This window comes from Cryobacterium sp. TMB3-10 (assembly GCF_004402305.1).
GTDB classification, from domain to species: domain Bacteria; phylum Actinomycetota; class Actinomycetes; order Actinomycetales; family Microbacteriaceae; genus Cryobacterium; species Cryobacterium zongtaii.
On the sequence record NZ_SOGH01000020.1, the window covers coordinates 1 to 23,516 of the forward strand.

Sequence of the window (23,516 nt, forward strand, 5' to 3'; positions counted from 1 at the left end):
CCCCCAGAGCAGACCAAATCCACGAACCTCGTCCGCGTTCCCGCCGGAAAAAGCTTGACCATCCAACACTCCTTGAATCAGAGCGTTGCTACGACCGTATGACTTTGCCGCGAATTTCTGGGGCTTAACTCACGGTTCGCGGGGGAGATCCGGGTTAGGTTGGGCGCATGGCGAGTGAAGCGACGGAGCTTGTTGTCCAAGGGCCACACGGCGAAAGAGTCATGCGCATCTCCAGCCCGAGCCGGGTGCTCTGGCCGGAGGTCGGCATCACCAAGCTCGACCTGGCCGAGTACCTCGTGGCGGTGGGGGAGCCCTTCGTCGCGGCCAACGGCGACCGCCCGGTGTCGCTGCAACGGTTTCCGGCCGGCATCGACGGTGAACAGTTTTTCTCGAAGAACCCGCCCAAGGGCGCCCCCGAGTTCGTGCGGGCGGTGCCGGTGGTCTATCCGAGCGGGCGCACCCATCCGCAGCTCGTGATCGACGAACCGGCCGGTGCCGTCTGGGCGGTGCAGATGAATACCGTGGTCTTTCACCCGTGGCCATCGCGGGCAGAGGACACCGACAACCCCGACCAGCTGCGCATCGACCTCGACCCGCAGCCAGGCACCGACTTCGACGACGCCATCCCGGTGGCCATCGAGCTGCGTGCCGTGCTCGCCGAGGCGGGCCTCACCGCGTTCGTCAAGACCTCCGGCAATCGCGGCCTGCACGTCTTCGCGCCCATCGAGCCGAACCGCGAGTTCCAGGTGGTGCGGCATGCGGTGATCGCGGCCGCACGCGAGGTCGAACGGCGGATGCCGACGACTGTCACCACGAACTGGTGGAAGGAAGAGCGCGGGGCCCGCATCTTCGTGGACTTCAACCAGGCGAACCGGGACCGCACCATGGCCGGTGCCTACAGCCCGCGGGCGCTCGCCCATGCGCCGGTGTCGTGCCCGATCACCTGGGACGAACTGGGGCGCACCGACCCCAAGGCGCACACCATCCTGACCGTGCCGAAGCGCCTGCAGAGCACCGGCGATCCCTGGGCGCAGATGCACGAGAAGCCGGGCCGTATCGACGTATTGCTTGAGTGGTGGGAACGCGACCTGGCCGCCGGGCTGGGCGAGCTGCCCTTCCCGCCGGACTATCCCAAGATGCCCGGCGAACCCCCGCGGGTGCAACCCAGCCGGGCCCGGCACGACCCGTAGCGCGGCTCCCGGCATCTCCGCCGCGCGACGGATGTCGGCCGGTCGGTTGCTGACTAGCGTTGCAGCCATGAGCACACCAACCCTCAGCGATCCACAACCCTCGACCACCGCGGCGGCGGTGCCGTTTCCGGATCGGGTGCCGTGGACCGCGGTGGCGGTGTTCGTGATTCTGGCGTGCGGCCTCGCCTGGCTGGTGGCCCTCCCACTCTGGCTGGACGGCAGCGGACTGGCCAACCCGCTCGCCGCACTCCTGCTGCCGGTCATGATGTTCACCCCCGGCATCGCCGCGCTCTTTGTGGTGCTCGTGGTGCAGCGCCCCCGCCCCCGATCCATCCCGGAGTACCTCGGCCTGTGGCCGTTGCGCCCGCTCAAACGCACCCTCTGGATGACCGTGTTCGGCCTTCTCGGCAGTGCCCTGCTGGTGATCACGGGCGTGTTCCTCGCCGCGGCGCTCGGGCTCGCGCAGCTTGACCTTGTGACCTTCTCCGGCTTCGCGCAGGTGCTGCAGGACGCCGATCCCACCGGGGCGGCCGCACCGTCCTCGGTTCCGGTTGGGGTCATCGTGCTCCTGCAATTGCTGACGCTCCCGGTGGCCGCGATCTTCAACGGTCTCTTCGCGCTGGGCGAAGAGATCGGCTGGCGCGGCTGGCTGCTGCCGTCCCTGCGCCCGTTGGGCACCTGGCCGGCCTTGCTGATCAGCGGGGCGGTCTGGGGGTTCTGGCACAGCCCGGTGATCCTGCTCGGCTACAACTTCGCCCAGCCCAACCTGCTCGGCGTCGCCCTCATGATCGGGGGCTGCATGTTCTATGGCGTCCTGATCGGCTGGCTGCGGCTCCGCACCGGCTCGGTGTGGCCGGCGGTCTTCGCGCACGGCGCATTCAATGCCGCCGCGGGCTTCCTGTTCCTGGTGGCCGTTGACGGCACCTCCGCCGACCCTGTGGCGCTCGGCCCTCTGGGCTGGGTGGCCTGGATCGTGATGGCCGTTGTCATCGCGGTGCTCGCGCTCACCGGACAGTTCCGGATTCAGCCGGCCCTGCAGCGTCGGGCGCGTCAGCTGGCGCCGGCCGACCGCTAAGCGCACGTTCCCGAGTTGCCAGTTGCGGCCTCTTCGAGCGCATCGAGAGGGCGTCATCTGCCAACTCACTGTGGACACCGTTGCGAGTTGCCAGTTCCGGCCCCTACGAGCCCATCCAGGGGGCGCCAACTGGCAACTCACCGGGCGTGTGTTGGTGGCTAGGCGGGTTCGCGATGGTAGCTCACGAAGCGGTAGCGGAGGTCTGTGCGGGAGGTCTGCCATTCTGTGACGGCGGTCTGCGTGAACGCGGCGTCGATCACCGGAGCCAGGGTGTCTCCGACGGGTTCGGCGTCGACCTCGGTGACCTCGAGATGATCGGCCAGCGGCATGGCCTGGCGATAGATCTCGCCGCCACCGATGATCCAGACGCGCTGGCGGGCGGCAGCGGACTCCTGGGCGGCCCAGTCCAGCGCGGCCGTCAGGGAGTGCAGCACGGTGGCGCCCTCGGCGACCCAGTCCTCCTGGCGGGTGACGACGATGTTGTCGCGCCCGGCCAGCGGGCGGAACCGTTCCGGCAGCGAGTCCCAGGTGCGGCGGCCCATGATCACGGCGCCGCCGAGGGTGAGCTCCTTGAACCGGATGAGGTCCTCGGGCAGTCGCCAGGGGATGCTGCCGGCGTCGCCGATGACCCCGTTGACCGCCTGCGCCCAGATCAACCCGATCCGGGCGTCCTCAGACGGCAACTGGAGCCTTGATCGCGGGGTGGTGCACATAATCGACGACCTCGAGGTCCTCGAACTCGTAGTCGAAGATGCTGTCGCGCTCGGTGGTGATCTTCAGCCGGGGCGCCGGGAACGGGGCGCGGCGCAGCTGCTCGGTGACCTGTTCGAGGTGGTTGGAGTAGATGTGGCAGTCGCCGCCGGTCCAGATGAAGTCGCCGACCTCGAGGCCGGTCTGCGCGGCGACGAGGTGGGTGAGCAGCGCGTAGCTGGCGATGTTGAACGGCACGCCGAGGAACAGGTCGGCGCTGCGCTGGTAGAGCTGGCAGGAGAGCTTGCCGTCGGCCACATAAAACTGGAACAGGGCGTGGCACGGTGCCAGGGCCATCTCGGGGATGTCGGCGACGTTCCAGGCCGAGACGATGATCCGACGGGAGTCCGGGTCGGTCTTGAGGGTCTCGATGACCTGGGCGATCTGATCGATGTGGCCGCCGGCCGGGGTGGGCCAGGAGCGCCACTGCACGCCGTAGACCGGGCCGAGTTCACCCTGCTCGTCGGCCCACTCGTTCCAGATGCGCACGCCGTGCTCCTTGAGCCAGCCCACATTGCTCTCACCGCGCAGGAACCAGAGCAGCTCGTAGGCCAGCGACGGGAAGTGCACCCGCTTGGTGGTGATCAGCGGGAAGCCCTGGCTGAGGTCGAAGCGCAGCTGGGCGCCGAACACGCTCAGCGTGCCGGTGCCGGTGCGGTCGGCCTTGGTGGCGCCGGTTTCCAGAACCAAACGCAACAGGTCTTCGTACGGGGTGGCGATCGGGCTGGTCTCGGCTCGAGTGTTCATCGACTCAAATCTACAGGGCGATGCCAGAAGACGGGAGTCACATCCGGTGCCCTGGCCGCCAGACTCGGTAGCATGGGGCGGTGAAGCCCTTTCTGCTGCTGGCGACCCGTTCCGAGGATGAAGCCGCCGACGACGAGTACGCCGGCTTCCTGGCCGCCGGCGGCCTGCTGCCCGAGCAGCTGCACAGGGTACGCCTCGAGGCCGCCCCGATGCCGCCGATCACCCTCGCCGACTACTCCGGCGTGATCGTGGGCGGCAGCCCGTTCAACGCGAGCGACGCCGACGAGACCAAGTCGGCGGTGCAGCACCGCGTCGAAGGTGAACTCGCCGGCCTGCTCGACGACGTGGTCGCCCAGGACTTCCCATTCCTCGGCGCCTGCTACGGCATCGGCCTGCTCACCAGCTACCTCGACGGCGTCGTCGACGACACCTGGTCGGAGGTGGCCGGCCCCATCGTGGTGAGCCTCACGCCCGAGGGCAGCGCCGACCAGCTCTTCGGCCGGATCACCCCGACCTTCGAAGCCTTCGTCGGCCACAAGGAGGCCTGCACGGTGCTGCCGACCGGTGCGGAGCTGCTGGCCACGGGGGAGGACTGCCCGGTTCAGGCGTTCAGGATCGGCCGGAACGTCTATGCCACCCAGTTCCACCCGGAACTCACCCAGGCCGGCATCCTCACCAGGCTGCGGGTCTACCACGACAACGGCTACTTCGAGCCGGATGCCTATGACGAGGTCATCGCCGCCATCGATGCCTCGACGGTGACCGAGCCGGCCACCATCATGAAGGCCTTCGTGGAGCGGTTCGGCACGGCCTAACCCATTAGAGCAGTTTGCGCGCCGTGGCCCACGCCGTGAGCTCGTGCCGGCTGGAGAGCTGCAGCTTGCGGAGCACCGCTGACACGTGGGTCTCCACGGTCTTGGGGGAGATGAAGAGCGCACTGGCGACCTCCTTGTAGGCGTAACCGCGGGCGATCAGCCGCATCACCTCTTGCTCTCTGGCCGAAAGCCTGTCGAGCTCGTCGGTGGTCGCCGCGGTCTCGCCGGCGACCGCGCCGAAGGCATCCAGCACAAAACCGGCCAGGCGCGGCGAGAAGACGGCGTCCCCGCCGGCCACCCGGCGGGCGGCTTCCGATACCTCGGTCCCTGACGCGCTCTTGGTGATGTATCCGCGGGCACCGGCACGGATGACCGTGACGACGTCGTCGGCCGCATCCGACACGCTCAGGGCCAGGAACAGCGTCGACGGAGCCAGCGGCGCGGCGGCCCGGATCACTTCGGCGCCGCCACCGCCGGTGCCACCGGGCAGGTGCACGTCGAGCAGCACCACCCGCGGCTGGGTGGCGACGACCACCGCGATGGCCTCGTCGACCGTCGCCGCCTCGCCGAGCACCCGCAGCGCCGGGTCCAGCTCCGAGCGCAGCCCGGACCGGAAGATCGAGTGGTCGTCAACGATCACGACGGTGAGGTCATTCATGGGGTGTCTTCCTGGATGTCGAGGGGGAGGGAGAGCCGGATCTCGGTGCCGGTACCACTCGGGCCTGGGCTTACCGAGGCGGCGCCGCCGGCCCGCTGCATGCGGGCCAGGATCGACTCGCGCACACCCATGCGGTCGGCTGGGATGTCACCGATCGTGAAGCCCGGCCCGCGGTCGGTGACGCTGACCTCGATGGCGGTCGGCGACGACTCCACGTACACCGACACACTGCCGCCGGCGTGCCTTGCGGCGTTGAGGATTGCTTCGCGTGCGGCCGCGAGCAGGGCCTCGGGCACCTCCCGGTCGACGGAGCCGACCGCGACGACGTCCACGTGTACCGCATAGTCGCGTTCGACGGTGGTCGCGATACCGCGCAGCTCCGCGGCCAGGTCGACCGGACCGTTCGCGGCCCCGGTGAACAGCCAGTCCCGCAGATCGCGTTCCTGGGCGCGGGCGAGCCTGGCGGCATCCGAGTGCGGGCCCGCCTTCTGCTGGATGAGAGCAAGGGTCTGCAGCACCGAATCGTGCAGGTGCGCGGCCATCTCGGCCCGGCCGGCCTCCCTCTCGCGTGCCGCCCGCTCGTCGGAGAGGTCGCGGGTGAGCCGCACCGCCCAGGGGGCCACGACCACGGCGACCCCGACGAGCACCGACATGGCCGCCACGACGACGGTCCAGACGTTGGGGTTCTCGCTGGTGACGAAGAACAGCAGGATGCCCAGCGCCACCAGGACCAGCGCCCCGAGGGCTCGCACCAGCATGCCGGAGCTGCGGGGACCGGCGCCGCTGCGCAGCTCGGCGAACTGGCGCCAGGCCAGCCCGGCGCCCGCCAGTGCCACGATCGCGGGGATGATGGCGTCCAGCGGCAGGTCGGCGCCGAGCCGGTTGGCGATCAACGCGCCGGCCGTACCGACCAGCGCGAGCCCCAGCAGGATCTCGGTGACCGGCGCGCGACGGGGCTCCGCGGTGCCGGCATCCGCCTCCGGCCCTGCCGTTGCTACGGCCGGACCCGACGTCGCACCGGCGGACGGGGCGCCCGGCGGGGTGCGGGCATCGGGCAGGGTCACGGTGGAGCCGGTGAGCGCGGCCTTGGGCAGGGGGTCCCGGTGCGGGGCACTGCCGGCCGCGCCATCCGCCGATTCGTCGGGGGTCGTGGCCCACAGCCAGCCGTAAAGCAGCACCCCGGCGCCGCCGCAGAGGGCCAGTACGAAGGTCACGGTGCGTACAAAGGTGACGGGCAGGCCGGAGTGCCGGGCGAACCCCGCGCACACGCCGGCCACGATGCGCAGGCGTGGCCGCACGAGGTGCCCGGTGAAACGGGTGTCGGTGGGACGCAGGTCGGTCACAGCACCATCCAAGCACCCATGGGCTGCTCGCTCGCACCCCGAACCGCTTCGTCAGGGTGCAATCAGGGTCTTCCCCCATGGTCGGCCGCGCCGCACGGCAGCAAGATGGAGTCATGACCGAGACACCGTCCTACAACCCGCCGCCGACCCCGTACGGCGCTCCAAGCGCCACCCGGCCGCCCCAGGCCCCTGGCGGCGCCGCGTTCTTCGACTGGGTGCGTGGCCTCGGCTTCGTGCGTGGACAGGATCGTTGGCTGGCCGGCGTCTGCGGGGCCGTCGCGGCACGTACCGGTCTCGACCCGTTGATCGTGCGCGGCATCGCCGTCGTGGTCGCCATCCTCGGTGGCCCGATCTTCTTCCTGTACGCGGTGGGCTGGGCGTTGATGCCCGATGAGTCCGGTCGCAGCCTGGTGGAGCAAGCCGCCCGGCAGATCTTCGAACCTGCCATGATCGCCGTCGGTGTGCTGTTGTTTCTCACCTTCGTCCCGTGGATGCAGGGAATCTGGTGGCAGGGACCGCCGGAGGTCTGGGGGATGCCCGGCTGGCTGGAGGTGCTGCTGCGCACCAGCTGGGCCATCGGGCTCACCGCGGGCATCATCGTGCTGGTGATCTACATCGCCAAGCGAGTGCCGTCGCCGCGTAACCAGCCGGCTGGGGGCAAGACCGCCGGGGGGTACCAGCCCAGCACAGCGGCGCAGCCGAGCGCGGCTCAGCCGACCGCTCAGTCCGAGTCAGCTGGTGCGTCCCAGCCGACCCCCACCGCGACCTTCATCCCGCCGATTCCGCCGGTGCCGGAGCCGCCCGCCGCCGGCCCGTCACTCTGGGACGACCTGACGGGCAAAACCAGCGCGGCCGGATCAGCGCCGCACGGATCTGCGCCCTACGGGTCCGCCGCCCCTTACGGGACGGACCCCGGCCAGTCTGCCCCGGCGTCCACCTTCGACCCGCACAGCTACCGGGCGATCCAGCGCCGCAAGCACCTCGGCGCCGGCTTCATCTCCGTCGTCGCCGGTCTCGCCCTCAGCGCGGGAGCCGTCGCGGCATCCTTCGTTGCCGACGGGGCCTGGTCGAACAGCGCCTTCCTGGTGGGTGCCTCCGCCGCGCTCGCCGTGATCGCCCTGGGCATCGTCGTCGCCGGAGTACGGGGCAAGGAGGGCGGCTGGCTGAACTTCTTCAGCATCGTCCTGGCCGGCGCCATGGCCTGGACCGCCGTCATCCCGGTGGGAACCGATGTGGTCCCCGTCGGCGATCCCACCTGGCAGTACAGCACCAGCAGCCCCAACGGCTTCGCGATGTTCGCCGGCGCACCCGTGATCGATCTGACGGATGTCGACACCGCGCCGGCCGGCGCCGACCACACCGTCGACGTCTGGATCGCGTTCGGCGACGTTGAGCTGCTGCTGCCCGACAACCGCACCGTGGCCGTCGAGGCCAGCAGCCTCGCCGGCGGCGTGGATTACACGGGAATGGACGACCTCGACAGGGGCGGCGTGCTGTTCCACGACTCCCGCGTCGTGGCCGAGGGCCGCGGCACCGGCGTCACGACAGTCCGGGTCTGGACGCTCTTCGGCCAGGTCACCATCAACCAACCGGCACTGCGCTAGCCGGCACTGAGCTCGTAGGAGAACACCATGACCGACCCGAACAGCCCCACCGAAACCACGCCGCTGAAGACCTCACCGACGGCAGAGACTTCCTCCCCGACGCCTGACCGGCTGCCCAGACAACGACCGCTCTTCGCGACCATCCTCTGGGGCTCCCTGATGCTCGCGCTCGCGGCGTTCATGGCGGCCCGTGAGCTGGTGCCGGGTGGGTTCGACCTGGTCACCTGGCTTCTCACGGCTGTCGTGGGCATTGGGCTCCTGCTCGTAGTGGCCGGCATCATCGCCGCTTCCCGTCGCGCCGGCTGATGATGCCCCAGGACCGCGCGCATTTCCAGCCCCGACGAGCTAAACGACCCTGAACACCTTGCTGATCACGGGTTCATCATCCGTCAGCTGCCAGTCGGGCTCGCCGAGGTGCTTGCGGACGGCGGGAACCAGGGTCTCCCAGTAGTCGCGGTGCACGGTGCGCCAGTGCTCGAGCGTCGGCGCTTCGTGCTGCGCCTGCTCGAGGGTGACCTCACGAACCGTGGTCTCCACCACCTCGAGGATCTCGAGCACGGCGACGCGCGTGTTGGCGGAGTCGACCAGGGCGTAGAGCGAGCCCACGGTGGGCAGCGCCTCATCGGTCATCTCGTAGGCGACCCGCAGGTTGGAGGAGCCGGTCTTCGCCCCGGTCATGACCAGGGCCACCATCAGTTCGCGGAACTCGCTCGGTTCACCGAACACGAGCGGGGGAAGAGTGTCGATATCGGCGATCATGGTGGCTTTCTTACGCGGGCGCCCGCGTCTACGCGCGCGAGAGGGGAACACCAGCATAAGCGGCACTGACAGCTCAATGTCCCGGCGCGTCGCGCGAGCGGTGCGCCGGTGGCATGATGCGACTAACGCGCTCCGCCAGTTCCGGTGCCTGCGCGGCAACGATGGGAGAAAACCATGGCATCACGGAAGTGGAGCGAGATGACCGGGGGCCAGAAATCCGGCGTCATCGCCGGCGGTCTCGTGCAGCTGGTTCTGGCCGGACTCGCCTGGAGCGACCTGGCGCACCGGCCGGCAAAGAAGGTCAACGGACCCAAGGGTGTCTGGGCCGCCGTGATCTCGATCAACTACGCCGGCCCGATCGCCTACTTCATCGCCGGCCGCAAGGACTAGCCACCGAACGATCGTGACCCCGCGGTGTCGGTGATCGGTCAGCGGCGCATCCGAAAGCGCAGGTGGAGCACCCGGGTGCCCTGAATCACCACGTCCGGATCCTCCAACAGATGCTGTGCGTGCACCGACCCGAAGTAGCGCTTGCCGGACCCGAACACGACGGGGACGACGTCCATGCGCACCTCGTCGACCAGGCCCGCGGCGAGCACCTGGCCACCGACATCGCCGGCGGCGACCTCGACGATGCGGTCACCCGCGAGCTCCCGCGCCATGGCCACTGCCGCCTCCACCCCGTCGACGAAGTGAAACGGCGCCTCGGCATCCCAGCCCTCTGGCTTCGGCCGGTGCGTCACCACGACCACGTGGTCGACCCCGCCCGGAGGTATCCCGTCCCAGCCGTCCGTGATGTCGAAGACGTGACGGCCGACGATCGTCACCCCGATCTGGTCCCAGTAGGGCCGGATGTAGTCGTAGGACGTCTGCGACACCGTCACCGCGCCGCTCTCGTCCACTGGGACGTCACCGCCGGACAGCCAGTCGAACAGCGGTCCGGGCTGGTCGTTCTCGTCCGCGATGAAGCCGTCCACCGACACCGAGCTGTACATGACCACCGTGCTCACGGGGCTCTCCTTTGGTCGGGGGTGCGCCAGACGTCACACCCGGTCATCCTGCCGGTCAGTCCAGCACGTCGCCGAGGTCGTAGTCGATCGGCCGTTCCAGCTGGTCGAAGGTGCAGGACCGGGCGTCCCGGTCCGGGCGCCACCGCTCGAACTGCACGGTGTGCCGAAACCTCTCGCCCTCCATGTGGTCGTACCGCACCTCGAGCACCCGGCTGGGCTGCAACCGCACGAAGGAGGTGTCCTTGTTCGCCGAGAACCGGTTGCGCTCGGTCTCCCCGGTGACCACGGCGCCCTCCTCGTCGCGGAGCACCAGCGGTTCCAACTCGTCGATCAGCCGCAGCCGCCAGGCATCGCTGAACGCGGATGCGCCGCCGACGCTGTGCAGTTCACCGTCGTCGCCGTAGAGGCCGAGCAGCAGCGATCCCACACCGCTGCCGCTCACGTGCGTGCGGTAGCCCAACAGCACGACATCGGCCGAGCGGTGGTGTTTCACCTTGAACATCGACCGCTTGCCCGGCGCGTACACGGCCGCGAGCGGCTTGGCGACGATGCCGTCAAGGCCCGCGCCCTCGAACTCGATCAGCCACCTTCGGGCCAGGGCGACATCCCGCGTGGTTCGGGTGAGGTGGATGGGGTCGCCGAGGTCGCCGATCAGGTCTTCGAGGGCCGCCCGGCGGTCGACGAACGGGGTGTCGAGCAGGCTGTGACCATTGCGAGAGAGCAGGTCGAAGGCGACGAAGGTGGCCGGGGTCTCGTCGGCGAGCCGGCGCACCCGGCTGGCCGCCGGGTGGATGCGCTGCGACAGCTGCTCCCAGGAGAGGTGTTCGCTGCCCGGGTCCCCGGTGCGCAGCACGATCTCGCCGTCGAGGACGCAGGGCTCCGGCAGCAGGTCTTCGAACGCGTAGGTGAGTTCGGGGAAGTACCGGGTGAGCATCTTGGATCCGCGGCTGGCGATCGTGCTGCTGGTGCCGTCGAAGGTGACGATGCTGCGGAAGCCGTCCCACTTGGGCTCGTAGCTCAACCCGCCGGGCACACTGTCCGGTTCGGGAACCGTGTCGACGGCCCTGGCGAGCATGGGGGAGACGGCTGTTGCGACTGCCATGCCCGCAGTCTGGCCCGCTTCGGCCTGACCGAACACCCCTTCGTGCACATATTCCCAGCCAGATGGGTGTCCATGCCCGTGGAGGCATCCAGGGTGAGGAAGATGGAACCATGACTGAGCGCCCGAGTACGACCAACTTCCGCCGCGCCCGCGACCAGCTCCTCGAGCTGCGGGCCGACCACCAGGGCGCCGCCGCCGCCTTCGTCTGGCCGGACGTGGGCGACAGCTTCAACTGGGCCACCGACTGGTTCGACGTGATCGCCACCGGCAACCACAAGACCGCCCTGTGGATCGTCGAGGAAGACGGCCGCGAACTGAAGGTCAGCTTCGACGCGATGGTCACCCGCTCCGACCAGGTCGCCACCTGGCTCGTGCAGCACGGCGTCACCCGGGGCGACCACGTCATGCTCATGCTCGGCAACCAGGTGGAGCTGTGGGAGACCATGCTCGCCATCCTGAAGGTCGGCGCGGTCATCCTGCCCACCTCCACGGTGCTCGGCAGCCACGACCTGGCCGACAGGGTGCTGCGCGCCGGCGTGCAGCACGTGATCGCCAACACCCAGGACACCGCCAAGTTCGCCGACGTGCCCGGGGAGTACTCACGTATCTGCGTCGGTGAGCCGGCAGCGGGCTGGACCGACTACGCCGAGTCGCACCGCGCCGAAGCCGACAAGGTCGACGTCGCGGTGTCCTCCACCGACCCGTCGCTGATCTACTTCACCTCCGGCACCACGAGCAAGCCCAAGATGGTGGTGCACAGCCAGACCTCGTACCCGGTCGGGCACCTCACCACGATGTACTGGCTGGGCCTCCGCCCCGATGACGTACACCTGGCCATCAGCTCACCGGGCTGGGGCAAACACGCCTGGAGCTGCTTCTTCTCGCCGTGGATCGCCGAGGCCACGGTGTTCATCTACAACTACTCGCGATTCAACCCCGCCGCGCTGGCCCACCAGCTGCACCGCGCCGCCGTCAGCACCTTCTGCGCGCCGCCGACGGTGTGGCGCATGCTGATCCAGGCGGATGTCGGCGCCAAGCCGGCGAGTCTGCGCGAGATCCTCTCGGCGGGTGAACCGCTCAACCCCGAGGTCATCAACCAGATTCAGCGCGCCTGGGGTCTGACCATCCGCGATGGCTACGGCCAGACCGAGACCACCGCGATCGTGGGCAACGTGCCCGGCTCGGTCCTCAAGGCCGGTTCGATGGGGCTGCCGCTGCCCGGTGTTGCCGTGGTGCTCGTCGACCCGGTCACCGGGGCACTCACCGAGGAGGGCGAGATCTGCCTGGACCTCAGCACGCCCGCGGCGAACCTGATGTCCGGCTACCACGGCGACACCCGGCGGAGCGCCGAGGTGCTGCGCGACGGGTACTTCCACACCGGCGACGTCGCCATCCGCGACGAGAACGGCTACCTCACCTTCATCGGTCGCACCGACGACATTTTCAAGTCCTCCGACTACAAGGTCTCGCCGTTCGAGGTGGAGAGCGTGCTGATCGAGCACCCTGCCGTGATGGAGGCCGCCGTCGTGCCCGCCCCCGACGACACCCGGCTGAACATCGCCAAGGCCTATGTGGCCCTTGCGGCGGGCTGGGCGCCGGATGCCGAGACGGCCCTGGCGGTGCTGCGGCACGCCCGCAACGGCCTGCCGCCGTACATGCGGGTGCGCCGGGTGGAGTTCTTCGAGCTGCCCAAGACCAACTCGGGCAAGATCCGCCGGGTGGAGCTGCGGGCGCGGGAGACCGAGGCCGCGGCAGCGAACGTGCGCCTGGCCGATGAGTGGCGCGACGACCAGTTCCCCGAGCTGAAAAAGCGGTCCTAGCGGGGAAACTCGCGGGAGGTCAGCCCGGGCTGTTGGCGGCGGCGTTGGCCTCCTGGGCGAGGCGCCGCACCGCACGCAGCGGAATCGGCAACCAGGTGGGCCGGTTGCGGATTTCGTAGATGCTCTCGTAGACGGCCTTGTCGAGTTCGAACGCGGCCAACAGGGCCTCCTGCCCGGCATGGGCGGTCCCGGCCTGGTAGTCGACGTCCCCGGCGTGGTAGCCCAGCAGGAAGGCCGCCCGGGCGGTCATCGCCCACTCGATCGCGGCGGGCGCTGCAGCGGGGTCCCGCATGGCGATGGTCGCGCCCACGTAGTCGAACGAGCGGAGCATGCCGGCCACATCGCGCAGCGGGATGTCCGGCAGCGAGCGTTCGGCGAGCGGGCGCAGAGGTTCGCCCTCGAAGTCGATCAACACCCAACCGCGCCCGGGCACATCAAGCACCTGGCCGAGGTGGTAGTCGCCGTGGATGCGCTGCAGCCGCGGCCACGGCGCCGCCTTCGCCCTGGCGAATACGGCCTCGATGGCCTCGCGGTGCGCGGCCAGCTCCGGTACCTCGCGGGCGGCCAGACGGTACCGTTCCCGCATGGTCAGGCACAACTGGTTGATCACATCCGGGGTGGACGCCACGGTGGGGAACACCCTGTCGAGGTCCCGGTGTACCGCGGCGGTCGCGACTCCGAGGGCGTGGGCGGGGATGCTGAAGTCGTCACCGGCCGCGGCAGCAGCCAGGGCGACCCGCCAGGCGTCGTCGACCCCGGGCAGGAACTCCTGAGCGAACACGAGGTGACCGCTGTGCCGGGCGGCAGAGAGCGGGTTCGTCCACTCGCCCGACACGGCTCCGATCGGCTCGGGAACAAACCTGGATCCGGCGCCGGCCAGGGCCGACTGCACCGAGACATCCGGGTTCGACCCGGCTGCGACCACCCTGAACACCTTGCAGATCACCGGGCGACCGGGCCGGCCGGTCTCGTCGGCGACGTCGAGGATGATCGAGGTGTTCGACTGTTCGCCGCTGATGACCCGGCTGGCCGTGACGCTGTACGGGGTCGAGTCAGCGGGCCCCACTCCCGCCCGCAGCAGCTCACCCCGCGCGGTGACACCGTCCGGGTCGTCGGACGATGGCGACGCGGCCGAGGTGATGAACCCGAGCAGCGCCGCGGCGTAGACGGGATCGTGCGGGGCGTCGTACACGTAGCGGGGGAGCCCGTCACGACCCACCGTCTGGGCGATGAGAGCCGACGACTCAGGCAACGGCGCCGTGCGCTCGGTCAGCGGCAGTTGGTAGAGCGTGGAGAACCTGCTGGCCGTGTCGAGCACCAGGTGGCAGGCGATGCGCACCCCCGCCTCGTCGGCCGGCAGCGCCCACTGGCCGATGCTGCGCAGCACCGGGCTGTGCGCCTTGCCGGCAAACCAGCGCTGCGCGCCCACCCAGCCGTCGATGGCCGGGGTGAGGTCGATGCCGGTGCCGGCGCTGGCGTGCTTCATGTGGTTCAGCGTAGCCGGACCCGCTACCGCCCAGACGCCGAACGAACCTTCGGAACGGCTGCGCTCAGCAGCGACACGACCACGGTGTCGTTTTTGGTGGCCTGTTGCCCGATCTCGGTGAAGCCCAGCCGGCCGTGAAAGGCCAGCGACTCGGGATTGGCCGGCCGTAGGTTGACCTCGCAGAACACCACATCGGCGGGCAGGGCACGCGCGGTGTCGAAGACCGCCGCGTAGAGCCTGGCGCCGAGGCCCCTGCCGCGATGGCCGGCCGTCACGACGATGCGGTCCACGTAGAGGAAGGTGCGGGCGCGGCCGGAGAAAAATCGGTAATTCTCACTGGCATAGTCGGCGCCGGCCGCGAACAGAATCGCGAAGCCGAGCACAGTGTCCGGCTCGGCATCCGCCACGACGACGATCGCGCTGTGGCTCGCAATGATCAGCGCCGCCAGGGCGTCGGCGTCGAGGTCGTTGACGGCGGGCACGGCGGCGCTGTTGAGCGCGAGCACCTGCGCGGAATCGGTGTCGAGGAAAGGACGCAGGGACACCTGAGGCAGCGTTGCGGTCATTCTCTGACGATAATCGATGTTTGCTCCGGTGTATCGCTGGGCACGGGGGCGGGGGCGCTACGCTGATCCCGACGTGAGGGGGAGCCGTGACGCAGGACCCGACGCTCGCGGCGCCCGCCGTCGAACCGTCGTCCGCCCCCACGCCCCATCCCAGAACGCGCCGCACCATCCTGACGACGCTGGCCGTGCTGCTCGCCGTGGCCGTGGGCGGTGGCGGATTCTGGGGTTGGGGCGCAGCCGCTCAGGACCGCTACGAGACGGCAACCTCTGCGCTCACCGCCCAAGTCGGCGAGGAGACCGACGCCAGGAACGCCTCCGACGCCAGGTCACGCAACCTGGTCTGGCTCGCCGAGCGAATCCGCGCTGTGGCCGCCACTCCCGCCTTCGCCGCCGACGCACTCCCCGAAGCCGACGCGCTTCGCGAGATCCTGGCCGAGCTCGAACCCGTCCTCGAGGCATCCGACACCGCCGAAGCGATCAGACCCCCGGCAAACGACGAGCCCGTCAGCGACAACGACCACAGCCTGCCCTGGCAGGCCATGGCCGAGGCCGAGCGCATCGAGGGCCTGACCGGTCAATCACAGAGTGCCGAAGACCGGCTTCGCGCGTCGGCTCAGGCGGCGACGACCGGCCGGGACGACCTCGATGCGGCGGAGGCGGCATATTTCACCGCGGCGGCGACCCGGGCCGAGCAGACGATCGTCGACAACCGACTCTCGAATCGTTCGGTGCAGGTTCCGCTCATCCGGCTGATCGAATACGCGCGGGATCCCGCCATGTCGAGCGCCAGGGACGCCGTGTTCCTGACCTCGATGACGGATGCCGAGGCGCAGGTGCGTTCCTCGGAGGCCATCCACCAGGCCGAGGCCCACGATCCGGCCTGGGCGGTGCGGCGGGAGATCGAAGCGTACGCCCGCTCGCTCAGCAACGGCATCGCCCTGGAGTTCATCTGGGCACCCGAGGTATCCGGTCTCGGCGCGGACTGGCTCTCCGGCACCGCAGAGACCTACGATTCCGATGGCGGCTGGTCGATCATCAGCCTCAACTACACGATCGAGAATGTCTGGTACGAGGGCTCGGACGCCCACGCGGTCGTCGCCCACGAGGTGGGGCACACCCAGGTCTACCGGGAGAACTGCTGGCCGCTCTTCTCGGGCTCCGCCTTCAGCCAGGATCAGGAGGCCTGGGCCACGGCCTGGTCGATCAGCCAGGGCTTCGACGAACCTGGGTCGGGCATCGAGGCCTACGGCCGCCCCACCGACGAGCAGATCGCCGTCGCCGGTACGTGCCGCTGAGCCCGGCCCCGCAGGCCGCGGCACTCTAGCCGCATCCGCCGCAGAGCAGTAAGTTGCGGCTGGGGAGTGCGGCGCTGCACCAATGCCAGGAGGAATCATGCGTGGTCGCGAAGTGGTCTGGTTCAATTCCATCGGCCTGACGGACATCCCGCAGGTCGGCGGCAAGAACGCCTCCCTGGGAGAGATGGTGCGCTCGCTCTCGGCGCGCGGCGTGCGAGTACCCAACGGCTTCGCCACCACCGCGGATGCCTACCGCGCGTTCATCGAGGCCAACGGCCTGGAACCGGTGATCCGTGAGCAGCTGGACCGCTACCACTCCGGCGCTGCGTCACTCCGCGAAACCGGCCAGAACCTGCGCGAGGCCTTCCTGGCCGGCGAGTTCCCAGCGGCCATCGCTGAGGACATCCGGGTGTACTACCGCACCCTGTCCAAGGACGCCGAGGTGCCCAACCTGCCCGTCGCCGTGCGCAGCAGCGCCACCGCCGAGGACCTGCCCGACGCCAGCTTCGCGGGCCAGCAGGAGACCTTCCTGAACGTGAGCGGCGAACGCGACCTGCTCGACGCCTGCCGCCGCTGCTACGCGTCGCTGTTCACCGACCGGGCCATCAGCTACCGCGAGGTGAAGAAGTTCGACCATCTCGACGTGGCCCTGTCGATCGGGGTGCAGCGGATGGTGCGCAGCGACCTCGCCGGCTCCGGCGTGATGTTCTCCATCGACACCGACACCGGTTTTCCCGGCGCCGCCGTGATCAGCGCGGCGTGGGGCCTGGGCGAAACGGTGGTGCAGGGCGCCGTCGACCCCGACAAGTACCTGGTCTTCAAGGCACTGCTGGACGAAGAAGACTACGAGCCCATCATCGAGAAGACCCTGGGCCGGAAGGACCGCAAGATGACCTACGCGGAGGGCGGCAGCGCACGCACCCGGGTCATCGACACCCCGGAGCGGGAACGCCGGGCGTTTGTGCTCAGCAACACCGAGATCGTGCAGCTCGGGAGGTGGGCGACCATCGTCGAAGACCACTACGGCCGGGCGATGGACATGGAATGGGCCAAGGACGGCCTCACGAGTGAGCTGTTCCTGGTGCAGGCTCGGCCGGAGACCGTGCACTCGCAGAAGAGCCTGACCCGGTTCTCGGTCAGCCGCCTCACCGAGACCGGACCGCTCCTGGTCTCCGGCGTGGCCATCGGCGACAGCATCGCGTCGGGTACGGCCTGCGTCATCCGGGACCCCGCCGACATCGAGAACTTCCGCGACGGCGCCATCCTTGTCACCGAGATGACCGACCCGGACTGGGTGCCGATCATGACCAGGGCGGCCGGCATCGTCACCGATCACGGCGGCCCCACCAGCCACGCCGCCATCGTCAGCCGCGAACTCGGCGTGCCCGCGGTGGTCGGCACCCGCAATGCCACCGAGGTACTCACCGAGGATTCGCCCATCACCATCTCCTGCGCCGAGGGCGACGAAGGATTTGTCTACGCCGGCATCCTGGCCTCTGAGACCGAACAGATCGACCTGGGCGCCGTGCCGATCACCCGCACCCAGGTGATGGTGAACATCGCCAGCCCGGCGGCGGCCTTCGAATGGTGGAGACTGCCCACCGCCGGTGTGGGGCTGGCGCGGATGGAATTCATCATCAACAACCTCATCAAGATCCACCCGATGGCGCTGGTGCATCCGGAGCGGGTCACCGACTCGGCCGTGCTCCGCCAGATCACCGAGCTCACCCGCGGTTACGCCGACCTCGGCGAGTACTTCGTGAACACCCTGGCTCTGGGTATCGCGAAGCTGGGAGCGCCGTACTACCCGCACCCGGTGATCGTGCGGCTGAGCGACTTCAAGTCGAACGAGTACGCGCACCTCATCGGCGGCGACGTCTTCGAGCAGGCGGAGGAGAACCCCATGCTGGGCTTCCGCGGCGCATCAAGGTACTACGACGCCAAGTACGCCGAGGGTTTCGCGCTGGAGTGCCGGGCGCTCAAGCGCGTGCGCGAGCGGATCGGCTTCAGCAATGTGATCGTGATGGTGCCGTTCTGCCGCACCACCACCGAAGCCGACAGGGTGCTCGCGGTGATGGCGGAGAACGACCTGGTGCGCGGCGAGAACGGGCTGCAGGTGTACATGATGTGCGAGATCCCGGCGAACGTCATTCTGGCCGAGCAGTTCGCCACCAGGTTCGACGGCTTCTCGATCGGCTCCAACGACCTCACCCAGCTGGTGCTCGGTGTCGACCGGGACTCCGGCGACCTGGCGGCGCTCTTCGATGAACGCAATGAGGCGGTGCTGCGGATGATCAGCGAGGCCATAGACAAGGCTCACGCGGCCGGCATCAAGATCGGTATCTGCGGGCAGGGACCGAGCAACTACCCCGATTTCGCCGAGTTCCTGGTGGGCGAGGGTATCGACTCGATCTCGCTCAACCCGGATTCATTCCTCAAGACCGTGCACCGCATCAAGGAGGCCGAGACGGCGGGGGCGGCCGGCGAATGGCCCCAACCCGCCAGGGTGACGAAGCCAGGCTGACGAGGCCAGGCGGCGAACCTAGTCCAGGTCCTCGTTGCCACGCAGATCCGCACCGTCGAGCACGGCACGTTCGTAGTCGGCCTCTGCGGCGTCGGCGACCTGCCGGGCCGCGATCACACGCTCGCTGATCCGGTGTTCGACGGCCTCGGCCATCGCCACCTCGTCCGGGGAGGCGTTGGCCAGTAGGTCCTCGAGAACGTCGGGATCGCGATGCATGGCCTCGATCGCGGACACCTCGGCACGAGCCACCGCCGCCCGGCTGCGCAGGAAGGTGATCCGCGCCTCCCACCGGCTGTCGGTCAGGCTCGGCTTGGGTCCTGGGTCCGGGTTTTCGCTGTTGTTGTCGCTCACGGCGCCTCCCTTGTCGGTGGGAGCCTAGCGCCGCAATCCGGCCTGCGGAATGGACCGTCAAACCGGACCGGACCCTCAGTCATAGGCACGCAGCAGCTGCCAGCGGCCGCCGCCGTCGTCGTGCTGGATGTCGAAGACGAGCGAGGTGCCGTCCTCGGCGGTGCCCTGGCAGCGCCAGGCGGCCACCGGTTTGGGCGGATGGGTGAGGAAGTACAGCAGCTCGTCGGGCAGCGACACCGACGCCGTCAACGGCGTGGGGGTGTCGGTCACCCTGAACCGGCGGGCACGCCAGACCAGGCGAACCGGAGAACCCTCCGGCGATACCCAGACCGCGACGGTTTCGTTAATCAGACTCATGGCACATCACCTCAACAGTTAGAACATATGTTCGAAGTTTACTCCTCGGGGTCTGACAATGCGAGATCGGGTTGCCTCCGGTGCGAATGACGCTTCGGGTGATCACCGACCCGGCAGGCCGACTCAACTGCGGCTCATAACCGCCGCATAGCCGACTCATAGGGGTGTCCGGCTAGATGGACAACGTTGCGTTACCGATTGTTCATTTGGAGGACACCATGCTGCAGGCCACGATCATCCTGATCGATCTGCTCTTCATCAGCCTGCTCACGTTCGGGCTGTATTTTCCGCGTCACCGGCGCCGGGACCTCGTTGTCGCGTACCTCGTGGTCAATGTCGGCGTGCTGGCCGTGGCCCAGGTGCTCGCTTCCAGCACCGTCGGCGTCGGCCTCGGCCTCGGCCTGTTCGGCGTGCTGTCGATCATCCGCCTGCGCTCGAGCGAGATCGAGCAGCACGAGGTGGCCTACTACTTCGCGGCGCTGGCCCTGGGCCTGCTCGCCGGCCTCAGCGCCGAACCGACGGTGCTCACCGTGGTGCTGATGACCCTGATCCTCGCCGTGGTCTACGTCGGCGACAACCCGCGCCTGTTCCGCAGCTACCGGCAGCAGAGCGTGGTGCTGGATGCCGCGTTCGCCGAGGAGTCCGCTCTCATCGCTCACCTCGAGGGGCTGCTCGGTGCCCGGGTGCACGGGGTGCACGTACGCAGTCTCGACCTCGTGAACGACACCACCCTCGTCGACGTGCGGTACCAGGTGGGTGCGGGGCGTGCCCCGACTGCCACGCCGGCTCCGGTTCTGCAGGAGACGAGCCGATGAGTGCCGTGCCGATGAGTGCCGTGCCGACCGGCGTGGTGCTGGACGTGCCGCTCGCGGGCCTGGGCACCATCGGCCTGGCCGAGCTCACCGACCGGGCCGGTCTGCTCACCCGCATCGACCGCAAGTACGTGGTGCCCCGCTCGGAGCTGGACGCGGTCCTGGTCGACCTGGACCCCGGTGTGCGGGTGCTCGACATCGACGGGGTGCGCTCCAGCGCCTACGAGTCGGTGTACTTCGACACCCCCGATCTCACCAGCTTCCTGATGGCGGCGCATCCGCGCCGGCGCCGCTTCAAGATCCGCACCCGCACGTACGTCGACTCGGCCCAGAGCTACCTCGAGGTGAAGACCCGCGGCGGCCGGGGCGTGACGGTCAAGGACCGCCTGCCGTATCCGATCGGCGACAGGGCAACGCTCACCACCGAGGGGCGCCGGTACACCGACACCGTGCTCGACGAGGCCGACATCACCGGCGCCGAGGGGCAGGACCTCGTGCCGACCCTCACGACCAGGTATCGACGGACGACCCTGTTCCTCCCGGAATCCAGCAGTCGCGCCACCATCGACACCGGACTGTCGTGGTCGACGGTTCGCCGGGGGAGCACCCCGCAGCTCCGGCTTGACCGGCCGGGGCTGTCGATAGTAGAGACCAAGTCCGGCTCCCGGGCATCCGCCGTTGACCGGATTCTCTGGGCCCACGGCCATCGCCCGGCCACCATCTCGAAGTACGGCACCGGCTTGGCCGCCCTCCGCAGTGACCTGCCCGACAACAAATGGGCGCCGGTGCTTCGCCGGTACTTCCGCTAGCCGGCCCCGCACTCCTTGATCCTGTTCGACCCCACCGATTGTGAGTACCCCATGAAGAAATCTCCCCAGACCCCCTCTCCCCGGACCGCCCACCGGGTGCTGCCGTTCCTCGTCACCGCGGCACTGCTGACCGGCTGTACGGCCGTCACCGCGACCACGGACTCGACGGGAACCACGTCCGCCGGCACCGCCGCGGTCGCGATCGACGAGTCCACCACGGCCGCCGAAGTGCTGGCCGCCAACCAGGCGACCCACGCCGACGCCGACGACGACGAGTGGGACGCCGCCGACGTGGTGCAGATCACCCTGGCCGGCGACAGCGTGTCGGCAGAAGGCGGTGCCGTGACCGTCGCCGGCAGCACGGTCACCATCACCGCGGCCGGCACCTACGAACTGAGCGGCACCCTGGAGGACGGTCAGATCGTCGTCGCCTCCTCGGGCGAGGGCACCGTGCGCCTGATCCTCAACGGCGTCGAGGTCAGCAACTCCACCGGGGCAGCACTCGTGGTGACCGAGGCCGACGAAGCGATCATCGTTCTCTCCGACGGGTCTGCCAATACCCTGGCCGACACCGACTCCTACGCCGAGGACACCGACGCGAACGCGGCGCTTTACAGCGCGGCCGATCTCACGATCACGGGCAGTGGGTCGCTCGAGGTGACCGGCAACGGCAACGACGGCATCACGAGCACGGATGGCCTGATCATCAGCTCGGGCACCGTCACTGTGACGGCGGTGGACGACGGCATCCGGGGCAAGGACTATCTGGTGGTTGACGGTGGCACCGTCAGGGTGACCGCCGGCGGCGATGGCCTCAAGTCCGACAATGACGAGGACGACAGCCGCGGCTACCTCGCTCTCATCGGCGGCGCCGTCGAGGTGATCGCCGGCGGCGACGGCCTGCAGGCGTTCACCGATGTGGTGTTCGCCGGGGCCACCGTCACGGTCGAATCCGGCGGCGGCCACACCACCGCGGTGTCGGAGGACGCGTCGGCGAAGGGCGTCAAGTCTGGGGTGGTCACTGTCGTCGACGGCGGCACCCTCACCGTCGACGCGGCGGACGACGCGCTGCACTCGGACGGCACCGTGCGGATCGCCTCCGGAACGGTGAGACTCGCGGCCGGTGACGACGGTGTGCACGCAGACACGGCGCTGGACGTCATCGGCGGTGACACCACCATCACGACCTCGGATGAGGGCCTGGAGAGCACCGCCATCAGCATCGGCGGCGGCACGGTCTCGATCACCGCCAGCGACGATGGCATCAACGCGTCCAGCGGCACCGAGACCGGTGCTGGGACCGGCACCGAGGCACAGGGCGGCGGCGGTGGCGGTATGGACGCCGACGGCGGGGAGACGATCACTATCACCGGCGGCACCACCACGATCGACGCCGGCGGAGACGGGTTCGACTCCAACGGGTCCGCGACCATGAGCGACGGCATCCTCGTCGTGAACGGGCCGACCGACAACGGCAACGGGGCACTCGACGTGAACGGTAGCTTCACCGTCACCGGCGGCACCCTGCTGGCCGCGGGCAGTGCAGGAATGGCGGTGTCGCCGGAAGCCGGGTCAGAGCAGACCTTCGTGGCCATCGCCCTCGACTCGACGCCGGCTGCCGGCACCGTCGTGCAGCTCGTGGACAGCGCCGGCGACGTGGTGATGGCCTACGAGTCGGCCAAGGACTTCCAGTCCGTGGTGTTCTCCTCCGACGAACTGGTCGCGGGCGAGACCTACAGCGTCTACGTGGGAGGCACGGCGTCCGGCGAAATCGCCCCGGGCGTTTATGCCGACGGTGATTACGCGTCGGCGACGAACATGACCACCGTCACGGCCGGCGAGGCCGCGACGGGCACCATGGGCGGCGGCGCTGCCGGCGGACCTCGCTGACCGAGACTCTCACCGCAGTGTGACGGCCGGCCCCGACGGGCCGGCCGTTTCGCGGTGCGGAGCCTCCCACAGCAGGTAGAGCAGCCACAGGGCGGCCGGGGATGACGCGGACCCGTGGCGGCGCTACCATCGCGGCATGATTCGCATCCTGCTGCGCGCGCTGGTCTTTCTGCTTTCGGCGGCCCTGGGCCTGTGGGTGGCGTCGCTGGTGCTGCCTGACCTCACCGTCACCCCGAGCGGATTCGTGACCGCGGTGGTCGTCTTCGCGGTGACCCAGAGCGTGCTCTCGCCATTCTTGGCCAAGGTCGTCGCGCGGGGAGCGCCGGCGTTCCTGGGCGGCATCGGCCTGCTGTCGACGTTCGTCGCGCTGTGGATCGCCTCGCTGTTCCCGGGCGGCCTCACCATCGAGGGCTGGCAGACCTGGATCCTGGCCGCGCTGGTGGTCTGGCTGATCACGGCCGTGGCGACTCTCCTGCTTCCGCTGGTGTTCCTGCGTGAGGCGAAGGACAAGCGAGGCACGACCGCGCGCCCGACGCCCTGACAGCATCCTGAA

The 23,516-nt window shown here is 69.1% G+C and carries 24 protein-coding genes; 13 read left to right on the forward strand and 11 right to left on the reverse strand.

Annotated elements, in window-relative coordinates; translation table 11 throughout:
- The first annotated feature begins 167 nt into the window (after nucleotides 1-167).
- A complete protein-coding gene (ligD, locus tag E3T22_RS08080; RefSeq protein ID WP_088455906.1) occupies nucleotides 168-1,190 on the forward strand; it encodes a non-homologous end-joining DNA ligase in 1,023 nt (340 codons plus the stop codon).
- A 67-nt stretch (nucleotides 1,191-1,257) separates the two neighbouring features.
- The gene (locus E3T22_RS08085) at nucleotides 1,258-2,265 is read left to right on the forward strand and encodes a CPBP family intramembrane glutamic endopeptidase (protein WP_134480860.1); all 1,008 of its coding nucleotides are present in this window, start codon (nucleotides 1,258-1,260) and stop codon (nucleotides 2,263-2,265) included.
- A 158-nt stretch (nucleotides 2,266-2,423) separates the two neighbouring features.
- Here the strand turns inward: E3T22_RS08085 and E3T22_RS08090 are convergent, their stop codons facing one another.
- Nucleotides 2,424-2,948: a dihydrofolate reductase gene (locus E3T22_RS08090; protein WP_241980246.1), complete on the reverse strand. Its 525-nt coding sequence runs from the start codon at nucleotides 2,946-2,948 to the stop codon at nucleotides 2,424-2,426.
- Complete coding sequence (locus E3T22_RS08095; protein WP_088455909.1) at nucleotides 2,938-3,762, reverse strand: thymidylate synthase; 825 nt, start codon at nucleotides 3,760-3,762, stop codon at nucleotides 2,938-2,940. The genes E3T22_RS08090 and E3T22_RS08095 overlap by 11 nt, the downstream gene beginning before the upstream one ends.
- Before the next feature lie 80 nt (nucleotides 3,763-3,842).
- Here E3T22_RS08095 and E3T22_RS08100 point away from each other — a divergent pair, with 80 nt between their 5' ends.
- The gene (locus tag E3T22_RS08100) at nucleotides 3,843-4,577 is read left to right on the forward strand and encodes a glutamine amidotransferase (protein WP_088455910.1); all 735 of its coding nucleotides are present in this window, start codon (nucleotides 3,843-3,845) and stop codon (nucleotides 4,575-4,577) included.
- A 4-nt stretch (nucleotides 4,578-4,581) separates the two neighbouring features.
- Here the strand turns inward: E3T22_RS08100 and E3T22_RS08105 are convergent, their stop codons facing one another.
- Complete coding sequence (locus tag E3T22_RS08105; RefSeq protein ID WP_088455911.1) at nucleotides 4,582-5,235, reverse strand: response regulator transcription factor; 654 nt, start codon at nucleotides 5,233-5,235, stop codon at nucleotides 4,582-4,584.
- The gene (locus tag E3T22_RS08110; RefSeq protein ID WP_240632435.1) at nucleotides 5,232-6,578 is read right to left on the reverse strand and encodes an ATP-binding protein; all 1,347 of its coding nucleotides are present in this window, start codon (nucleotides 6,576-6,578) and stop codon (nucleotides 5,232-5,234) included. The genes E3T22_RS08105 and E3T22_RS08110 overlap by 4 nt, the downstream gene beginning before the upstream one ends.
- 113 nt (nucleotides 6,579-6,691) lie before the next feature.
- Between E3T22_RS08110 and E3T22_RS08115 the strand changes: the two genes are divergently transcribed.
- Nucleotides 6,692-8,182 (forward strand): PspC domain-containing protein, encoded by a 1,491-nt coding sequence (locus tag E3T22_RS08115; RefSeq protein WP_166788887.1) that lies wholly within the window; start codon nucleotides 6,692-6,694, stop codon nucleotides 8,180-8,182.
- A gap of 27 nt (nucleotides 8,183-8,209) precedes the next feature.
- Nucleotides 8,210-8,488 carry a hypothetical protein gene (locus E3T22_RS08120; RefSeq protein WP_088455913.1) on the forward strand — a complete coding sequence of 93 codons (279 nt, stop codon included), beginning with the start codon at nucleotides 8,210-8,212 and terminating at the stop codon, nucleotides 8,486-8,488.
- A 39-nt stretch (nucleotides 8,489-8,527) separates the two neighbouring features.
- Here E3T22_RS08120 and E3T22_RS08125 read toward each other — a convergent pair whose 3' ends face one another.
- On the reverse strand, nucleotides 8,528-8,941 hold the full coding sequence (locus E3T22_RS08125) for an ASCH domain-containing protein (protein WP_165787912.1): 414 nt from the start codon (nucleotides 8,939-8,941) through the stop codon (nucleotides 8,528-8,530).
- Between the two features lie 174 nt (nucleotides 8,942-9,115).
- On the opposite strand from E3T22_RS08125, the gene E3T22_RS08130 reads away from it, so the two are divergent.
- On the forward strand, nucleotides 9,116-9,331 hold the full coding sequence (locus E3T22_RS08130; protein ID WP_088455915.1) for a PLDc N-terminal domain-containing protein: 216 nt from the start codon (nucleotides 9,116-9,118) through the stop codon (nucleotides 9,329-9,331).
- Between the two features lie 38 nt (nucleotides 9,332-9,369).
- Here the strand turns inward: E3T22_RS08130 and E3T22_RS08135 are convergent, their stop codons facing one another.
- Both E3T22_RS08135 and E3T22_RS08140 read right to left on the reverse strand, forming a co-directional pair.
- Nucleotides 9,370-9,951, reverse strand: a complete 582-nt coding sequence (locus E3T22_RS08135; protein ID WP_088455916.1) for a dihydrofolate reductase family protein — start codon at nucleotides 9,949-9,951, stop codon at nucleotides 9,370-9,372.
- Between the two features lie 55 nt (nucleotides 9,952-10,006).
- On the reverse strand, nucleotides 10,007-11,053 hold the full coding sequence (locus E3T22_RS08140) for an ATP-dependent DNA ligase (protein ID WP_088457950.1): 1,047 nt from the start codon (nucleotides 11,051-11,053) through the stop codon (nucleotides 10,007-10,009).
- A gap of 110 nt (nucleotides 11,054-11,163) precedes the next feature.
- Between E3T22_RS08140 and E3T22_RS08145 the strand changes: the two genes are divergently transcribed.
- Nucleotides 11,164-12,873 carry an AMP-binding protein gene (locus E3T22_RS08145; protein ID WP_088455917.1) on the forward strand — a complete coding sequence of 570 codons (1,710 nt, stop codon included), beginning with the start codon at nucleotides 11,164-11,166 and terminating at the stop codon, nucleotides 12,871-12,873.
- A gap of 19 nt (nucleotides 12,874-12,892) precedes the next feature.
- Here E3T22_RS08145 and E3T22_RS08150 read toward each other — a convergent pair whose 3' ends face one another.
- Both E3T22_RS08150 and E3T22_RS08155 read right to left on the reverse strand, forming a co-directional pair.
- Nucleotides 12,893-14,359: a phosphotransferase gene (locus E3T22_RS08150; RefSeq protein WP_134480859.1), complete on the reverse strand. Its 1,467-nt coding sequence runs from the start codon at nucleotides 14,357-14,359 to the stop codon at nucleotides 12,893-12,895.
- A 23-nt stretch (nucleotides 14,360-14,382) separates the two neighbouring features.
- Nucleotides 14,383-14,925 (reverse strand): GNAT family N-acetyltransferase, encoded by a 543-nt coding sequence (locus E3T22_RS08155; RefSeq protein WP_088455919.1) that lies wholly within the window; start codon nucleotides 14,923-14,925, stop codon nucleotides 14,383-14,385.
- Nucleotides 14,926-15,011: 86 nt separating this feature from the next.
- On the opposite strand from E3T22_RS08155, the gene E3T22_RS08160 reads away from it, so the two are divergent.
- Together E3T22_RS08160 and ppsA are read left to right on the forward strand one after the other, a co-directional pair.
- Nucleotides 15,012-16,220, forward strand: a complete 1,209-nt coding sequence (locus E3T22_RS08160; RefSeq protein WP_134480858.1) for a hypothetical protein — start codon at nucleotides 15,012-15,014, stop codon at nucleotides 16,218-16,220.
- A 97-nt stretch (nucleotides 16,221-16,317) separates the two neighbouring features.
- Nucleotides 16,318-18,744 (forward strand): phosphoenolpyruvate synthase, encoded by a 2,427-nt coding sequence (gene ppsA, locus E3T22_RS08165; protein WP_134480857.1) that lies wholly within the window; start codon nucleotides 16,318-16,320, stop codon nucleotides 18,742-18,744.
- An 18-nt stretch (nucleotides 18,745-18,762) separates the two neighbouring features.
- Here ppsA and E3T22_RS08170 read toward each other — a convergent pair whose 3' ends face one another.
- Both E3T22_RS08170 and E3T22_RS08175 read right to left on the reverse strand, forming a co-directional pair.
- Nucleotides 18,763-19,095, reverse strand: coding sequence for a hypothetical protein (locus E3T22_RS08170; RefSeq protein ID WP_088455922.1), 333 nt, complete (start codon nucleotides 19,093-19,095; stop codon nucleotides 18,763-18,765).
- A 75-nt stretch (nucleotides 19,096-19,170) separates the two neighbouring features.
- Nucleotides 19,171-19,452, reverse strand: coding sequence for a hypothetical protein (locus E3T22_RS08175; RefSeq protein ID WP_088455923.1), 282 nt, complete (start codon nucleotides 19,450-19,452; stop codon nucleotides 19,171-19,173).
- 218 nt (nucleotides 19,453-19,670) lie between these two features.
- Here E3T22_RS08175 and E3T22_RS08180 point away from each other — a divergent pair, with 218 nt between their 5' ends.
- The 4 genes from E3T22_RS08180 to E3T22_RS08195 all read left to right on the forward strand — a co-directional run bounded on the left by E3T22_RS08180 (nucleotide 19,671) and on the right by E3T22_RS08195 (nucleotide 23,504).
- Nucleotides 19,671-20,267 (forward strand): DUF4956 domain-containing protein, encoded by a 597-nt coding sequence (locus E3T22_RS08180; RefSeq protein ID WP_088457951.1) that lies wholly within the window; start codon nucleotides 19,671-19,673, stop codon nucleotides 20,265-20,267.
- On the forward strand, nucleotides 20,264-21,073 hold the full coding sequence (locus tag E3T22_RS08185) for a polyphosphate polymerase domain-containing protein (RefSeq protein ID WP_241983639.1): 810 nt from the start codon (nucleotides 20,264-20,266) through the stop codon (nucleotides 21,071-21,073). Before E3T22_RS08180 ends, E3T22_RS08185 begins: the two co-directional genes overlap by 4 nt.
- Before the next feature lie 51 nt (nucleotides 21,074-21,124).
- Nucleotides 21,125-22,963 carry a carbohydrate-binding domain-containing protein gene (locus E3T22_RS08190; protein ID WP_134480856.1) on the forward strand — a complete coding sequence of 613 codons (1,839 nt, stop codon included), beginning with the start codon at nucleotides 21,125-21,127 and terminating at the stop codon, nucleotides 22,961-22,963.
- A gap of 136 nt (nucleotides 22,964-23,099) precedes the next feature.
- Complete coding sequence (locus tag E3T22_RS08195) at nucleotides 23,100-23,504, forward strand: phage holin family protein (RefSeq protein WP_088455925.1); 405 nt, start codon at nucleotides 23,100-23,102, stop codon at nucleotides 23,502-23,504.
- Nucleotides 23,505-23,516 lie beyond the last annotated feature (12 nt).

Bases quoted from the DNA above. Each gene is read 5' to 3' on its own strand.
- E3T22_RS08105 (WP_088455911.1), bottom strand. From the start codon at position 5,235: ATGAATGACCTCACCGTCGTGATCGTTGACGACCACTCGATCTTCCGG.
- E3T22_RS08155 (WP_088455919.1), bottom strand. From the start codon at position 14,925: ATGACCGCAACGCTGCCTCAGGTGTCCCTGCGTCCTTTCCTCGACACC.
- E3T22_RS08125 (WP_165787912.1), bottom strand. From the start codon at position 8,941: ATGATCGCCGATATCGACACTCTTCCCCCGCTCGTGTTCGGTGAACCG.
- E3T22_RS08185 (WP_241983639.1), top strand. From the start codon at position 20,264: ATGAGTGCCGTGCCGATGAGTGCCGTGCCGACCGGCGTGGTGCTGGAC.
- E3T22_RS08195 (WP_088455925.1), top strand. From the start codon at position 23,100: ATGATTCGCATCCTGCTGCGCGCGCTGGTCTTTCTGCTTTCGGCGGCC.
- E3T22_RS08190 (WP_134480856.1), top strand. From the start codon at position 21,125: ATGAAGAAATCTCCCCAGACCCCCTCTCCCCGGACCGCCCACCGGGTG.
- E3T22_RS08140 (WP_088457950.1), bottom strand. From the start codon at position 11,053: ATGGCAGTCGCAACAGCCGTCTCCCCCATGCTCGCCAGGGCCGTCGAC.
- E3T22_RS08150 (WP_134480859.1), bottom strand. From the start codon at position 14,359: ATGAAGCACGCCAGCGCCGGCACCGGCATCGACCTCACCCCGGCCATC.
- E3T22_RS08095 (WP_088455909.1), bottom strand. From the start codon at position 3,762: ATGAACACTCGAGCCGAGACCAGCCCGATCGCCACCCCGTACGAAGAC.
- E3T22_RS08175 (WP_088455923.1), bottom strand. From the start codon at position 19,452: ATGAGTCTGATTAACGAAACCGTCGCGGTCTGGGTATCGCCGGAGGGT.
- E3T22_RS08120 (WP_088455913.1), top strand. From the start codon at position 8,210: ATGACCGACCCGAACAGCCCCACCGAAACCACGCCGCTGAAGACCTCA.
- E3T22_RS08145 (WP_088455917.1), top strand. From the start codon at position 11,164: ATGACTGAGCGCCCGAGTACGACCAACTTCCGCCGCGCCCGCGACCAG.
- E3T22_RS08085 (WP_134480860.1), top strand. From the start codon at position 1,258: ATGAGCACACCAACCCTCAGCGATCCACAACCCTCGACCACCGCGGCG.
- ligD (WP_088455906.1), top strand. From the start codon at position 168: ATGGCGAGTGAAGCGACGGAGCTTGTTGTCCAAGGGCCACACGGCGAA.
- ppsA (WP_134480857.1), top strand. From the start codon at position 16,318: ATGCGTGGTCGCGAAGTGGTCTGGTTCAATTCCATCGGCCTGACGGAC.
- E3T22_RS08180 (WP_088457951.1), top strand. From the start codon at position 19,671: ATGCTGCAGGCCACGATCATCCTGATCGATCTGCTCTTCATCAGCCTG.
- E3T22_RS08115 (WP_166788887.1), top strand. From the start codon at position 6,692: ATGACCGAGACACCGTCCTACAACCCGCCGCCGACCCCGTACGGCGCT.
- E3T22_RS08130 (WP_088455915.1), top strand. From the start codon at position 9,116: ATGGCATCACGGAAGTGGAGCGAGATGACCGGGGGCCAGAAATCCGGC.